The 12816-nt window shown below is 68.6% G+C and carries 12 protein-coding genes; 4 read left to right on the top strand and 8 right to left on the bottom strand.

What is annotated here, in order from left to right; all coding sequences use genetic code 11:
- Positions 1–23 precede the first annotated feature (23 nt).
- From ACFUEJ_RS02190 to ACFUEJ_RS02165, 6 genes are all read right to left on the bottom strand, one after another.
- Positions 24–1196, bottom strand: a complete 1173-nt coding sequence (locus ACFUEJ_RS02190; protein WP_058251184.1) for a lipid-transfer protein — start codon at positions 1194–1196, stop codon at positions 24–26.
- On the bottom strand, positions 1196–1651 hold the full coding sequence (locus ACFUEJ_RS02185; protein ID WP_058251185.1) for a MaoC family dehydratase: 456 nt from the start codon (positions 1649–1651) through the stop codon (positions 1196–1198). The genes ACFUEJ_RS02190 and ACFUEJ_RS02185 overlap by 1 nt, the downstream gene beginning before the upstream one ends.
- A complete protein-coding gene (locus tag ACFUEJ_RS02180) occupies positions 1648–2709 on the bottom strand; it encodes a bifunctional MaoC family dehydratase N-terminal/OB-fold nucleic acid binding domain-containing protein (RefSeq protein WP_058251186.1) in 1062 nt (353 codons plus the stop codon). Before ACFUEJ_RS02180 ends, ACFUEJ_RS02185 begins: the two co-directional genes overlap by 4 nt.
- Positions 2706–3869, bottom strand: a complete 1164-nt coding sequence (locus ACFUEJ_RS02175) for an acyl-CoA dehydrogenase family protein (protein WP_058251187.1) — start codon at positions 3867–3869, stop codon at positions 2706–2708. The genes ACFUEJ_RS02180 and ACFUEJ_RS02175 overlap by 4 nt, the downstream gene beginning before the upstream one ends.
- The gene (locus ACFUEJ_RS02170) at positions 3859–5013 is read right to left on the bottom strand and encodes an acyl-CoA dehydrogenase family protein (RefSeq protein WP_058251188.1); all 1155 of its coding nucleotides are present in this window, start codon (positions 5011–5013) and stop codon (positions 3859–3861) included. Before ACFUEJ_RS02170 ends, ACFUEJ_RS02175 begins: the two co-directional genes overlap by 11 nt.
- A gap of 123 nt (positions 5014–5136) precedes the next feature.
- Complete coding sequence (locus ACFUEJ_RS02165; RefSeq protein ID WP_058251189.1) at positions 5137–7344, bottom strand: acyl-CoA dehydrogenase; 2208 nt, start codon at positions 7342–7344, stop codon at positions 5137–5139.
- A 134-nt stretch (positions 7345–7478) separates the two neighbouring features.
- On the opposite strand from ACFUEJ_RS02165, the gene kstR reads away from it, so the two are divergent.
- From kstR to ACFUEJ_RS02150, 3 genes are all read left to right on the top strand, one after another.
- Positions 7479–8129: a cholesterol catabolism transcriptional regulator KstR gene (kstR, locus tag ACFUEJ_RS02160; RefSeq protein ID WP_058251190.1), complete on the top strand. Its 651-nt coding sequence runs from the start codon at positions 7479–7481 to the stop codon at positions 8127–8129.
- A gap of 124 nt (positions 8130–8253) precedes the next feature.
- On the top strand, positions 8254–9264 hold the full coding sequence (locus ACFUEJ_RS02155) for an alpha/beta hydrolase family protein (RefSeq protein ID WP_058251408.1): 1011 nt from the start codon (positions 8254–8256) through the stop codon (positions 9262–9264).
- Positions 9261–9734 carry a MaoC/PaaZ C-terminal domain-containing protein gene (locus ACFUEJ_RS02150; protein ID WP_078111659.1) on the top strand — a complete coding sequence of 158 codons (474 nt, stop codon included), beginning with the start codon at positions 9261–9263 and terminating at the stop codon, positions 9732–9734. The genes ACFUEJ_RS02155 and ACFUEJ_RS02150 overlap by 4 nt, the downstream gene beginning before the upstream one ends.
- Before the next feature lie 66 nt (positions 9735–9800).
- On the opposite strand, the gene ACFUEJ_RS02145 is transcribed toward ACFUEJ_RS02150, so the two are convergent.
- On the bottom strand, positions 9801–10493 hold the full coding sequence (locus ACFUEJ_RS02145; RefSeq protein ID WP_388027311.1) for an SDR family NAD(P)-dependent oxidoreductase: 693 nt from the start codon (positions 10491–10493) through the stop codon (positions 9801–9803).
- A 62-nt stretch (positions 10494–10555) separates the two neighbouring features.
- Between ACFUEJ_RS02145 and ACFUEJ_RS02140 the strand changes: the two genes are divergently transcribed.
- Positions 10556–11842: an MFS transporter gene (locus ACFUEJ_RS02140; RefSeq protein WP_388027308.1), complete on the top strand. Its 1287-nt coding sequence runs from the start codon at positions 10556–10558 to the stop codon at positions 11840–11842.
- Here ACFUEJ_RS02140 and ACFUEJ_RS02135 read toward each other — a convergent pair.
- The gene (locus tag ACFUEJ_RS02135; RefSeq protein WP_388027306.1) at positions 11839–12705 is read right to left on the bottom strand and encodes an oxygenase MpaB family protein; all 867 of its coding nucleotides are present in this window, start codon (positions 12703–12705) and stop codon (positions 11839–11841) included. The two genes, ACFUEJ_RS02140 and ACFUEJ_RS02135, sit on opposite strands and share 4 nt — an antisense overlap.
- Positions 12706–12816 lie beyond the last annotated feature (111 nt).

Below are 12816 nucleotides of genomic sequence, written 5' to 3'. Positions count from 1 at the left end.
CAAGTGCGTCGGATCGGCAGCTGTCATGCGGTCAGCACCAATCCACTTGTGGGAACGCCGGTTCCGGCGGTCACGACGACCTTCTCGGCCGCCTCGACCTGGTTGCCCGAGGTCCCGCGGATCTGCCGGACCCCTTCGGCGATCCCGTTCATGCCGTGGATGTAGGCCTCGCCCAGCTGGCCGCCGTGCGTGTTCAGCGGCAACCGGCCACCCACCTCGAGGGCACCCGGTTCCCGGACGAAGTCCTTGGCCTCGCCCCGACCGCAGAATCCCAGCTCCTCGAGCTGCAGGAGTGTGTACGGGGTGAAGTGGTCGTAGAGGATCGCCATGTCCATGTCGTCGGGGTTCAGACCCGACTGCGACCACAGCTGCCGGCCGACGAGCCCCATCTCCGGCAGACCGGCGAGCTCGTCCCGGTAATAGCTGGTCATGATGTACTGGTCGGCAGCACTGCCGGCCGCGGCGGCCGCGATCACGGCGGGCTTGTGCGGCAGGTCTTTCGCGCGTTCCGGGGACACGATCACCAGCGCGACACCGCCGTCGGATTCCTGGCAGCAGTCGAGGAGGTGCAGCGGCTCGGCGATGTACCGCGAGTTCTGGTGGTCTTCCAGGGTGATCGGCTTGTCGTAGAAGAACGCGTCCGGGTTCACCGCCGCGTGTTTGCGGTCGACGACGGCGATCCGCCCGAAATCCTCACTGGTGGCACCGAAGTCGTGCATGTAGCGCTGCGCGATCATCGCGACGAACGCGGCCGGTGTCGACAACCCGTGCGGATAGGTGAAGGCGTTCTCAGTACCCGAGGAGTTCTCCTGGTTCGCCACCGCCGAATTGACCTGCCCGAAGCGCAGTCCCGACCGTTCGTTGAATGCGCGGTAGGCCACCACGACGTCGGCGACACCCGTGGCCACCGCCATCGCGGCCTGCTGCACCGTGGCACACGCCGCACCACCGCCGTAGTGGATCCGCGAGAAGTAGGTCAGATCCCCGATCCCCACTGCCCGGGCGACGGAGATCTCGCTGTTGGTGTCCATCGTGAACGTGACGAGACCGTCGACGTCGGCGGGTGTGAGACCGGCGTCGGCGATCGCCGCCGACACCGCCTCCGCGGCGAGCCGGAGTTCGCTGCGCCCGGAATCCTTGGAGAACTCCGTGGCACCGATGCCGGCGATGACCGCCTGACCGGACAGTGATCCCATCAGAGTCCCTCCCCTCGACCCGCGGGCGAACCGACCGTGTCGGGTTCGGTCGCACCGATCGTGAGCGTGACGGTCGAGATGACGTGCTTGCCCAGCGAATTCGTCCCGGTCACGGCGACGGTGATGACCCCGGCGTCGACCGCGGTGACCTCGCCGGTGAAGGTGACCGTGTCGTAGGCGTACCAGGGCACACCGAGTTTCAGCGCGATGGAGCGGATTCGGGCGGTCGGGCCAGCCCAATCGGTCACGAACCGCTCGACCAGCCCGGTGTCGGTGAGGATGTTGACGAAGATGTCCTTGGACCCCTTCGCCTGCGCGAGATCGCGATCATGGTGCACGTCCTGGAAGTCGCGTGTGGCGAGCGCGGTCGCCACGACGAACGTCGGGGTCGCCTCGATCGTCAACGCCGGCAGCGTCGTTCCGACGGCAGCGGGGTCGGTGGCAACGCTCGTCATGCGGGCTCCCCTTCGGTAGGCACGGCCGGCTCCCACGCGTGCAGGGTCCAGGCCGGGGTCCCGGCCTCGTCATCGGCCGGAAAATCCAGATAGGTGGCGCGCACCGGCATGCCGATGGCCACCTCCTCCGGTTCGACGCCCCGGAGCTCACCGAGCATACGGATTCCCTCGTCGAGTTCGACGAGGGCCACGACGAACGGCAACCGCCGCCCGGGCACCTTCGGCGCTCGATGCACGACATAGCTGTAGACGGTGCCGGTACCGGCCGCGACCACGTAATCCGTTGGCGGGACGGTTCCGTCGGCCTCGCGCGGCTTCCAGGTCGCCGGGACCGGCGGATGCCGCAGTGCACCGTCGCCGTCGCGCTGGATGCGCAACTCGTGGGCGGCGACGCCCTCCCAGAAGAAGGCGGTGTCTCTCGACGCGCTCGGCTTGAGCAAGCGAGCCGGGTCGAGATCGTCGGGCACCCCGGCGTCGGAAACCGGCTCGGCGGCAGCGCGTGCGGCGGGGCGGAACTTCAGGATGCGGAACCGCATCTCGGCGACGACCTCACGCGCCCCGTCGTCTCCGCCGACCGACCAGACGTTGCGGGTGGTGAAGAACCAGCCCTCGCCGAGCGCGGTGTTCTTCGGCCCGACGACCTCGACGAGTTCGGCCGACAGCGCGACCTCCTCGCCCGGGCGGGTGTAGCGGTGATAGACGGTGTCGCAGTTGGTGGCCACCACCGAGGTGAAGCCGGCCTCGTCGAAGAGTTCGCTCGCGCGACCCAGCGGATCGTCCGCGGTCCGCACCCCGTGAAGGCCGCGCATCGTCCACACCTGCGCCATCGCGGGCGGCGCGACGATGCCGGGATGGCCGGCATCCCGGGCCGCCGCGTCGTCGGTGTAGACGGGGTTCGTGTCGCCCATCGCCTCGACCCAGTTGTTGATCATGGGCTGATTGATCGGGTCCCGCCCGGCGACCGGTGCGCTCGGTCCGGCGTCGATGATCTCCTGCGCGGCGGCTCGGATCGCCTCGTCTCCGGCGACGCCGTCGCGGGCGAGCTCGGGCGCGCTCACCGCTTGGCCCGCGGGAGTCCGAGGCCGGCGGTCGCGATCATGTCGCGCATGACCTCGTTGACGCCACCGCCGAACGTGATGACGACGTGACGCTTCTCCTGGACGTCGAGCCAGTTCACCAGCGCCGCGGTCTCCGGATCGGCGAAATCGCCGTAGCGCCCGATGATCTCGTCGACCATCCGGCAGACGGTCTGGATGCGTTCGGTCGAGAACACCTTGGTGGCCGCCGCGTCGGCCATCGAGATGGCCTCACCTGTCGCGGCCACCTGCCAGTTAAGCAACTCGTTGATGCGGCCGTAGGCGTCGATGGTCGCGAGCGCGCGACGGACGTCGGGATGCTTGGCGATGACCGTCCCGTCGGGGCCCGGCCGCTGCGCCCAGGCACGCACCCGGGCCGCGAGTCCGTCGATACGACCGGCGGGGCCGAGCATGACGCGCTCGTGATTGAGCTGGGTGGTGATCAGCTTCCACCCGCCCCCCTCCTCGCCGACCCGCATCGACACCGGAACCCGAACATCCTGGTAGTAGGTGGCATTCACGTGGTGCGCGCCGTCGGCGGTGATGATCGGCGTCCACGTGAAACCGGGGTCGGAGGTGTCGACGATGAGGATCGAGATGCCCTTGTGCTTGGGAGCATCCCGATCGGTGCGGACGGCGAGCCAGATGTAGTCGGCGTCGTGACCGCCGGTCGTGAAGATCTTCTGGCCGTTGACCACATAGTGGTCGCCGTCGCGGACGGCGGTGGTGGTCAACGACGCCAGGTCGGTGCCGGCCTCGGGTTCGGTGTACCCGATGGCGAAGTGCACATCACCGGCCAGGATCGCGGGCAGGAACTTCTGCTTCTGCTCCTCGGTGCCGTGGACCTGCAGCGTCGGCCCGACGGTCTGCAGCGTCACCGCCGGCAGCGGGACGTCGGCGCGCACGGCCTCGTTGGTGAAGATCTGCTGTTCGATCTCACCGAAACCCTTGCCGCCGAACTCCGTCGGCCAGCCGACGCCCAACCAGCCGTCGTCACCCATCCGCTTGATGACCTTGCGGTAGGTCGGGCCGTGGCGTTCGGTCAGCATCACCGCTGCCTCGTCGGGAGTGACGAGGTCGGCGAAGTACTCGCGCAGTTCCGCGCGCAGCGCGCGCTGTTCGGGGGTGAGATCAATGAACATCGGGCACCTCTGCGATACGGGTGTCGTCGGCGGGGACGTCGGTGATGTCGGCGAGCTCGTCGAGCCGCACGTGCGCTCCGCCCACCAGACGCGCGAGGTCTTTGGTGAGCGAGAAGTAGCGGTGAAGCGGATAGGTGATGTCGACGCCGATGCCGCCGTGCAGGTGGGTCATCGTCCGCGTGGTCGGCGGGACCTCCTCGGCCAGCCAGTAGGCGGCGATCGCGAGATCGGTTGCGGCGTCCAGACCTTCGGACAACCGCCAGGCCGCCGAGGTGGTCGCGAGTTCCATCGACCGGCCGACGACGTAGATGTCGGCGAGCTGCTGGCCCACCGCCTGGAACAAGGCGATCGGCTTGCCGAACTGCTCGCGCGTGGAGACGTGGTCGGCGGTCAGTCGGGTGGCGCCGGCGACCAGGCCGTCGGCGTAGGCGCACAGCGCCAGGCGGTAGCGATCACGGAGGATCGCGAGGTCGCGGACCACGATGTCGGCGTCGTCGACGGGTACGTCGTCGAAGGCCACCGTGTACTCACCCCAGCCGCTCGAGGTCGGCGTGCGCGTGATGGTGACCCCGTCGGCGGCGGGCGAGACGGCGACGACACCGGCATCGGCGGCCACCAGGAACAGCGAGGCACCGTCGGCGTGCAGGACGCCGACCTTCGTGCCGGTGAGCCGCCCGTCACGGACCGAGGTCCGCGGATGCGCCGTCAGGGCGTCGCCGTGTTCGCCGATCGCCACCGACACCCAACTGCCGCCGGTGAGCGAACCCCCGAACCGCGACCACACCGATCCCTCGCCGTCCTGGGCGTCGGCCCTGGCGAACACTAGCGCCGCGGTCAGCGATCCGAGCGCCGGCGTCACCGCCGCGGCCCGGCCCATCCGGCGGAACAACGGGAGCAGACCCGACTCGTCGACCTCGTCACCGTCGAGCGAGGCCGGCAGGGGCAGGGCGAGCAGTCCGGCGTCGACGAGCGCCTGCCAGCCATCGGCCTCGAACCCGCCGCGGGTCGCCTCCTGCTCGGCCGCTGCCGTCCCACCGGAATGACGCCCACCGAACGTCGACTCCCAGTCGGGCTGTCGTCGCGCGAACACGTCCTCGGCGACATCGCGAACCGCGATCGCCGTGCCGTCCAGGGCAAAGTCCACCCTGTGCCTCCCTCACCATGAACCCGTCAAGAACTAGAACCTGTTCTAGTTGTATCAGAGTCCGCGCGCAAGGGTGTCGGAATCGGCGCTTATCTGCGGTTTCGGCACTTTCGCCGCAGCCGGTTACCGCGGCAAACCGAGAATGCGTTCCGCCGCGGCCGTGCGCAGGATCTGAGTGGTGCCGCCCGCGATCGAGAGGCAGCGGTTCTGCAGGACCGCATCGGACGCCTCGGTCGCCGCCAGACCCGCGACCCCCAGGAGCCGCAGCGCGAGATCGGGTACCGATTGGCGATGTTCGACGCCGATCAGCTTGCGCACGCTCGACAACGCACCGGGGTCGAGCCCGGCCAGTTGCCTGGTCGCCGCCCTCGCGTCGAGGACCCGGCCGACGTGGGCGTCGGCGAGCTGGGTGCCGAGCGACGCTAGCTCCTCGGCGGTCAGCTCCCGATCCATCGACCGCACCTGCGAGAGCAGCGACTCCATCTCCTTGCCGAGGCCGGTACCGCCCATCGCCACCCGCTCGTTCGCGAGGGTGGTGCGGGCCAGCCGCCAGCCGCCGTTGATCTCGCCGACGACACAGTCATCCGGCACGACCACACCGTCGAGGAAGACCTCGTTGAAGTTGGCCCGCCCGGAGAGCTCGCGCAGCGGCCGGATGTCGATGCCCGGCGAACCCATGTCGACGAGGAAGTAGGTGATGCCCTTGTTCTTCGGCGCTTCGGGATCGGTGCGCGCGAGGCAGATCGCCCACCGGGCGTTGTGCGCCTGCGAGGTCCAGATCTTCTGGCCGTCCAGGCGCCAGCCACCGTCGACCCGTTCCGCCCGTGTGCGCAACGCGGCCAGGTCCGAGCCGGCCTCGGGTTCGGAGAACAGCTGGCACCACACGATGTCGCCGGCCAGCGTCGGGGCGACGAACCGCTCGCGCTGCGCGTCGGTGCCGTGTTCCAGGATCGTCGGGATCGCCCATGCGCCGATCACCAGGTCGGGCCGGTCGATCCCGGCCGCCTCGAGCTCGGTGTCGATCAGCAGCTGCATCGCAGCATCCGCCCCCAGACCGTGCGGTGCAGGCCAATGCGGGGTCAGGTAGCCGGTCTCGGCGAGGAGACGGCGACGATCGTCGGGTTCGGCGTCGGCGATCCTCGCGACGGTGGTGCGGACCTCGTCGCGCCGGTCCTCGACCTGCGAGAGGTCCAGACGGAAGCGCCGTCGCGCCCCCGCGAGCCCGCGCCGGGCGAGGGTGGCGGCGTGCGACGACGCGTTCGCGAGCGACGCCTGCGCGGCGAGTGCGGCGCGCAGATACAGGTGAGCGTCGTGCTCGAAGGTGAACCCGATGCCGCCGAGGACCTGAACGCAGTCCTTGGTGTTGGCGACCGGGTCGCGGCCCACCACGACGTCGGCCGCCAGCCTGCTGATCTCGAGTTGCTCGAGCGCCGGAGCGAGCTCGTCCCCCGTCCCGGCCGCGAGCACGTCGTCGACCGCGCCGGCGACATCCCACGCGACCGCGGTGACGCGTTCGCTGCGGCACAGCATCTCGGCGCAGATGTGCTTGATCGCCTGGAACGATCCGATCGGCACGCCGAACTGGGTGCGGACCTTCGCGTAGTCGACGGCGGCGTCGAGGGCCCACCGGGTGACGCCGCTCTGATAGGCGGCCAGCGTCGCCGACAAGAGGCCCGCGACGAACGTCCCGTCGCCCAGTTCGACGAGGTCCTCGACGGCGACCCCGGACAGGGTCACGTGGCTGACCGACGCGGTTCCGTCGAGCGGGGTCTGCGGCGTGACGTCGGCGACTCCCGCACCCGGCGGGATGATCCACCAGGACCGTTCCCGATCGTCGGTCCCGAATTCGACCAGCACGGCACAGCCCTCGACGTAGCCGGCGACGAGCCCGAGGTCGAGTTCGCCGTCGGCCAGGACGAGACCCGTCCCGGCGTGGCTCGTCGCGGGCGTCACCACCGGCACCGATCCGGCCAGCACCTCCGCCAACAGCGCGGCACCCGGGTCGTCGTCACCCTTCGCCGAATCTGAACGGCGAACCGCCAGCGCGATCGCCGCGGTCACCGTCGGACCGAGCGGGCCGGGGACGAGATCGACCCCGCACTGCTCGAGCATGGCGGCCACGTCGAGGAAACTCGCACCGAGACCGTCGGACGCCTCGGGGACCGCTGCGGCGAACACGCCCAGATCGGCGATCTGCGAAAATAGACCGGTCCACTGGTCGCTCGGCTTGTCGAGGTCGGACCGCACGATGTCGGTCACACTGGTGGAGCGCGCCCAGGACGCGATGCTGTCACGGACCGCGATCTGCTCGGAAGACGTGGCGATTGTCACTGGCAATCCCTGTATGTCGAGTTGTGACGAATAATTAGAACCTGTTCTAATATGCCATGGGTGTACTTGGATCGGGTAGCCACCCACGATCCACCCATTGAGACGTTTGATCACGTGAGGATGTTCGAGAGCACATGGCCCGTTCTGCACCCGGCAACGCCGCGGTCGACGCCCCCAACGGGGCTGCGGCGTCGGCCGCCTCGCCCGAAGCCGGCTCCACCGCGCAGCGCGAACGCCGCCGCCGCATCCTCGACGCCACCCTCGCGCTGGCGTCCAAGGGCGGATACGACGCCGTGCAGATGCGCACCGTCGCCGACAAGGCCGACGTCGCCGTCGGGACGCTGTACCGCTACTTCCCGTCGAAGGTCCACCTTCTCGTCACCGCGCTCGCCCGCGAGTTCGAGCGAGTCGAGTCGAAGGTCGATCGTTCGCAGTTGCGCGGCGACACCGCGATCGACCGCCTCCGTCACGTCCTGGACATGATCACCTTCGCCATGCAGCGCGATCCGCTCCTCACCGAGGCGATGACGCGTGCGTTCATGTTCGCCGACGCGTCGGCGACCGCCGAGGTCGACCAGGTCGCCGGGATCATCGACCGGCTCCTCGCCGGAGCGATCGTCGACGACGGCGAACCCACCGAGGAAGATCTCGCGATCGCGCGCGTCCTCTCCGATGTGTGGATGTCGAACCTGGTGCAGTGGCTGACCCGTCGCGCGTCGGCGACCGACGTCACGAACCGGCTCGAACTCACCGTCCGGCTCCTGCTCAAGGATCGCGTCAAGTAATCGGGTTCTCCCCTCGAACGTGACGTCACAACTGGGTGACGAGCACCTTCTCGACTTGGGAGCGCCACTCGAACTCGGCTACCTTTGTTACGTCTGAGAATTCTGTTAACAGAAGGGGCTAGTGGTGCGATCCTCCTGGTTGCGACGACTGTGCGTCGTCGGATGTGCCGTTGCGGTCGCGACCGCCGGATGGGCTCCGGCCGCGCTGGCCGAGCCCACCCCCGATCCCGATCGCGCTCGCATCGACACCGTGGTCCACGACTCCGCCCAGCAGTCGACACTCATCGTCTACTCGGCGGCGATGCGCAAACTCATCCCCGTCAACGTGTTGCGCCCCAAGGACACCACCAAGCCGCGCCCCACGCTCTACCTGCTCAACGGCGCCGGCGGCGGCGAGGACTCGGCTACCTGGGCGGCCAAGACCCAGTATGCGAAGTTCTTCTCCGACAAAGAGGTCAACGTCGTCACACCGATCGGCGGCGCGTTCTCCTACTACACCGACTGGCAGCACGACGATCCGGTACTCGGCCGCAACAAGTGGACGACGTTCCTCACCAAGGAGCTCCCGCCGCTGGTGGACAAGGAATTCGACACCACCAAGGTCAACGCGATCGCCGGGATCTCGATGGCCGGGACGTCGGTGCTCAACCTCGCGATCGCCGCACCGAAGCTCTACCGGTCAGCCGCCGCCTACAGCGGGTGCGCGCGTACCAGCGACCCGGTGGGACAGGCCTACATCCGGATGGTCGTCGCCGACCGCGGGCAGGGCAACCTGAACAACATGTGGGGACCGGTCAATTCGGCCGGGTGGCGGGACAACGACCCGTACATCCACGCGGACAAGCTGCGCGGCACCAAGGTCTACATGACCAGCGGCACCGGCATGCCCGGACAGTTCGACCGGCTCGAGGCACCGCTGGTCGCCGGCGATCCGCTGACATTGGCCAACCAGATGGTCATCGGCGGCATCATCGAGGCCGCGGTCAACGAGTGCACCAAGCAGATGGTGTCGCGCATGCGGGCGCTCAAGGTGCCGCACGAGGTCACCTTCCGGCCGAGCGGCACCCACTCCTGGGGTTACTGGGAACGCGACCTCGAGACCACCTGGCCGAAGATCGCGGCAGACCTGAGGTGAGCGACGCATCGGACCGCTTGTGGGCCGATGACCTGTCCGTGGGCCAGATCTTCGAGTTCGGCACGCATCACGTCAGCGAAGACGAACTGCTCGACTTCGCCCGCGCATGGGATCCGCAGGACTTTCACGTGGACAAGGCCGTTGCCGAACGCGGCCCCTACGGCGGGCTGATCGCCAGTGGGTTGCACACGATGTCGATCTACCAGAGGCTCAATGTCACCGGCGTGCTGAATAATTGGCGGGTGATCGCGGGCAAGCGACTGGGCGACGTGGAGTTCCTGCGTCCCGTCCGCCCCGGCGACACCCTCACCGGATCGACTGTCATCGACGCGATCGAGTTCGACGACCGTGCCCGCGCTCTGGTCACCTCGTCGGCGGAGCTGCGCAACGGTGACGGAAAACCGGTGATGCGCACCGTCGTCGAAGCCTATGTGCACGCGCGGCCGGGTCGCGCGACCACCGGCACCTGATCATCAGCACCCCAACAGCTTTCACAACCCGTCGACTGTGCGTCCGATCCGCTGATCGCGTGGAACTCAGCCGACGCCCGGCACCGGGACCTGCGCGCCGGTGATCGCACTCGAGGCGTCGGAGACCAGGAACGAGATCGTCTGCGCGATCGATTCCGGCGACACCCAGCCCGCCCGCGACGAATCCGGCTGACTAGCGCGGTTGCCCGGGGTGTCGATCACCGACGGCAGGATCGCATTGGCCCGGATGCCGTCGGACTTGTACTCGGCGGCGAGCGCACTGATGAACGCCCACACCGCAGCTTTCGACGTGATGTACCCGGCCGCACCGGAGAAGGGTGCGAACGCCGCCTTCGCCGACACCCCGACGATCGACCCGCCGCCGGCCTCGATGATCCTCGGAATGGCCGCCGCGGACAGCAGATACAGCGGCCGCAGGTTGAGCCGGAGCAGTCGCTCGAACTCGTCGACCGGCGTCGCGTCGACCCGCTCCCCCATCGCGAACCCGCCCACCAGGTTCACCACCGCGGTCACCGGCGCCGACGCGTCGCTCGCGGCGATCGCCACGACCTCGGCGACCGACTCCTCGTCGAAGAGGTCGGCGTGCACACCGACCAGCCGGTCCGATTCCGGGAGGCGGAACAACCCGGCTTCGGTGCGCCCGGGCACCACCACGCGCCATCCGTCGTCGAGCAACGTGCGGGTGACCGCCGACCCCAGGCCGCCCGTCCCGCCCGACACGATCACCGTCTGCGTCATCCCGCCGACCCTACTGGAGGCGGGCCCCTGGGTGGAGGCGCACGCGCCTACGATGGTCGTCGATGACCGACGACCGTGTTCCCGAGATCGGAGACGTGCCGCGGGAGCGCGAACCGGGCGGTCGTCGCCCTGACGACGCCGACCGGACGAGCATGTTCGCGTCGTTGCGCATCCCCAACTACCGCCTGTTCTACGCCGGCATGGCCGTCTCGATGACGGGTTCGTGGATGCAGGCGACGGCGCAGGCGTGGCTCGTGCTGACGCTCAGCGGATCGGCGTCCGTCCTGGGACTCATCGTCGCTCTGCAGGCGCTACCGGTTCTGCTCTTCGGGCCGTACGCGGGCGTTATCGCCGATCGCGTCGACCGCCGACGCCTGCTCATCGTCCTGCAGTCGATGATGGGGCTGCTGGCCGCGGCGCTCGCCGCCGTCACCCTCACCGGGGTGGTGCAGGTCTGGCACGTCGGCGTGCTGGCGGTGATGCTCGGGCTCGGCCACGCCTTCGAACAGCCGGCGCGACAGGCGTTCATCCATCAGATCGTCGGCAAGGACCTCATCCGCAACGCGGTCACCCTCAACTCGGTCATGGTGAACGCCGCTCGCGCCGTGGGCCCGGCGGTGGCCGGGGTGATCCTGGCCCTCGTCGGTTCCGGTCTGTGCTTCGCGATCAACGCGGTCAGCTTCATCGCCGTGGTCGCGTCGCTGCTTGCGCTCGACTCGTCGAAGATCACCGCCGAATCACCGGTTCCGCGCGCCAAAGGCCAGCTGCGCGAGGGTCTTCGATACGTGCGGAGTCGTCCTGTGCTGTGGATCCCGCTCGCCACGATGGCGCTCGTCGGCACCCTGACGTACAACTTCCCGGTCACGCTGCCCGCCGCCGCGGACTTCGTGTTCGACGGCGGGCCGCAAGCCCTCGGTTTCATGACGTCGGCGATGGGAGTGGGTGCGGTCGTCGGCGGACTCGTGGTCGCGGCTCGCGGGAACACCGGACTGCGCCCACTCACGCTGGCGGCCTTCGGCTTCGGGGTCGCCGTCGCGGCGACCGCACTCGCCCCGAACCTCCCGACGGCGATCTGCGCACTCTTCGGGGTCGGCTGGTTGAGTGTCACCTTCATGTCGACGGGAAACGCGACCCTGCAGCTCAATTCCGAACCGCGGATGCGGGGCCGGGTCATGGCGCTGTGGTCGGTGGCGTTCATGGGCTCGACGCCGATCGGTGGTCCGATCGTCGGCCCGATCATCGAGACATTCGGCGCGCGCGTCGGTCTCGCGGTCGGCGCCGTTGCGTGCCTGGGCGCCGGAACACTCGCCTTCCTGGCCGCGCGCCGGAGCGGCGCCGGCGCCTCCTAGACGAGCGGCCGCCCCATCTTGACCCGAAGCCGGACATCGGCCAGCAGGAGCCGGAAACCCAACTGCGACACCCACAGCGGAGTGCGACGCTCTTTCTCCACCAACCGGCCGACGTAGCCGTCGAACCACGCCTGATCCTCGTCGGTCCACTCGACCCGGAGTGCGTCGCGGAACGGCTGCGGCAGATAGCCGATGGTCCGCCGCAGTTTGACCGGACCGTACTTCTCCTGGATGCGTTCCGGCGCGTAACCGAAATTGGCGATGTCGAGGAGGAAGTCCCGGATCTCGTCGCTGATCTCGATGCGCGAGACCTGGTCGTCCCAGTAGGTGGTGAACTCGTCGCGCGTGGCGGGCCACGCCTCGGCCGGCATCTGCAGCGTCGTCCCGCAGACCTTGCCCTGCTGGTAGAACTTCTCGCGATCCGCGCCCTGCAGCGGTCCGTGGACACGCTCGTAGATGTCCTCCCACCCGAGGTAGAGGCACGCCGCGACCCAGAGCTGCAGGTCGGTGTTCATCGCGTTGTACTCCACGGGACTGTTCTCGTCGGAGCGCACCTGCGCGTGCTGGCGGTTGACGGCGTGCCGGTACCGGCGCCGGTCGTCGGCGTTGCCGAGAATCGCGACCGCCAGATACGACGCGGTGGTCCGTGCGCGTTTGACCGGATGTTTGTCGAGCCGCCCGTTCTCGACCTTGCTGTGCGCGACACCGTAGCCGACCGCCGGATTGGCGAGCTGCATGATGACGTTCGTCGTGCTCATCGTCTGCCCCATCGAGAGCAGGGAACGCGCGAAGAAGCTGCTGTCGATGTTGTCCATCTCCACCCGCGACATCCGCTCATCGGATTGCGTCATGACCCCACCCATTCTGATAACGCTTGTTGTCTGATTGCTTTCAGCTTAGCGGGGAGCACGCGGGCCGACAATCCCGGAGCCGAAAGACTCCGCCATACGCCGAACCCCGGCTCACCCGAAGGT

It is taken from the genome of Gordonia sp. NPDC057258 (assembly GCF_042668985.1).
In the GTDB taxonomy this organism is placed as follows: Bacteria; Actinomycetota; Actinomycetes; order Mycobacteriales; family Mycobacteriaceae; genus Gordonia; species Gordonia hongkongensis.
The sequence above is the reverse complement of the archived record's forward strand: the minus strand, read 5'-3'. Positions and strand labels throughout refer to the sequence as shown.

What these genes read in the sequence shown, in the direction of transcription:
- ACFUEJ_RS02190 (WP_058251184.1), bottom strand. Translation starts at nt 1,196, where the DNA reads ATGGGATCACTGTCCGGTCAGGCGGTCATCGCCGGCATCGGTGCCACG.
- ACFUEJ_RS02185 (WP_058251185.1), bottom strand. Translation starts at nt 1,651, where the DNA reads ATGACGAGCGTTGCCACCGACCCCGCTGCCGTCGGAACGACGCTGCCG.
- ACFUEJ_RS02175 (WP_058251187.1), bottom strand. Translation starts at nt 3,869, where the DNA reads ATGTTCATTGATCTCACCCCCGAACAGCGCGCGCTGCGCGCGGAACTG.
- kstR (WP_058251190.1), top strand. Translation starts at nt 7,479, where the DNA reads ATGGCCCGTTCTGCACCCGGCAACGCCGCGGTCGACGCCCCCAACGGG.
- ACFUEJ_RS02145 (WP_388027311.1), bottom strand. Translation starts at nt 10,493, where the DNA reads ATGACGCAGACGGTGATCGTGTCGGGCGGGACGGGCGGCCTGGGGTCG.
- ACFUEJ_RS02140 (WP_388027308.1), top strand. Translation starts at nt 10,556, where the DNA reads ATGACCGACGACCGTGTTCCCGAGATCGGAGACGTGCCGCGGGAGCGC.
- ACFUEJ_RS02135 (WP_388027306.1), bottom strand. Translation starts at nt 12,705, where the DNA reads ATGGGTGGGGTCATGACGCAATCCGATGAGCGGATGTCGCGGGTGGAG.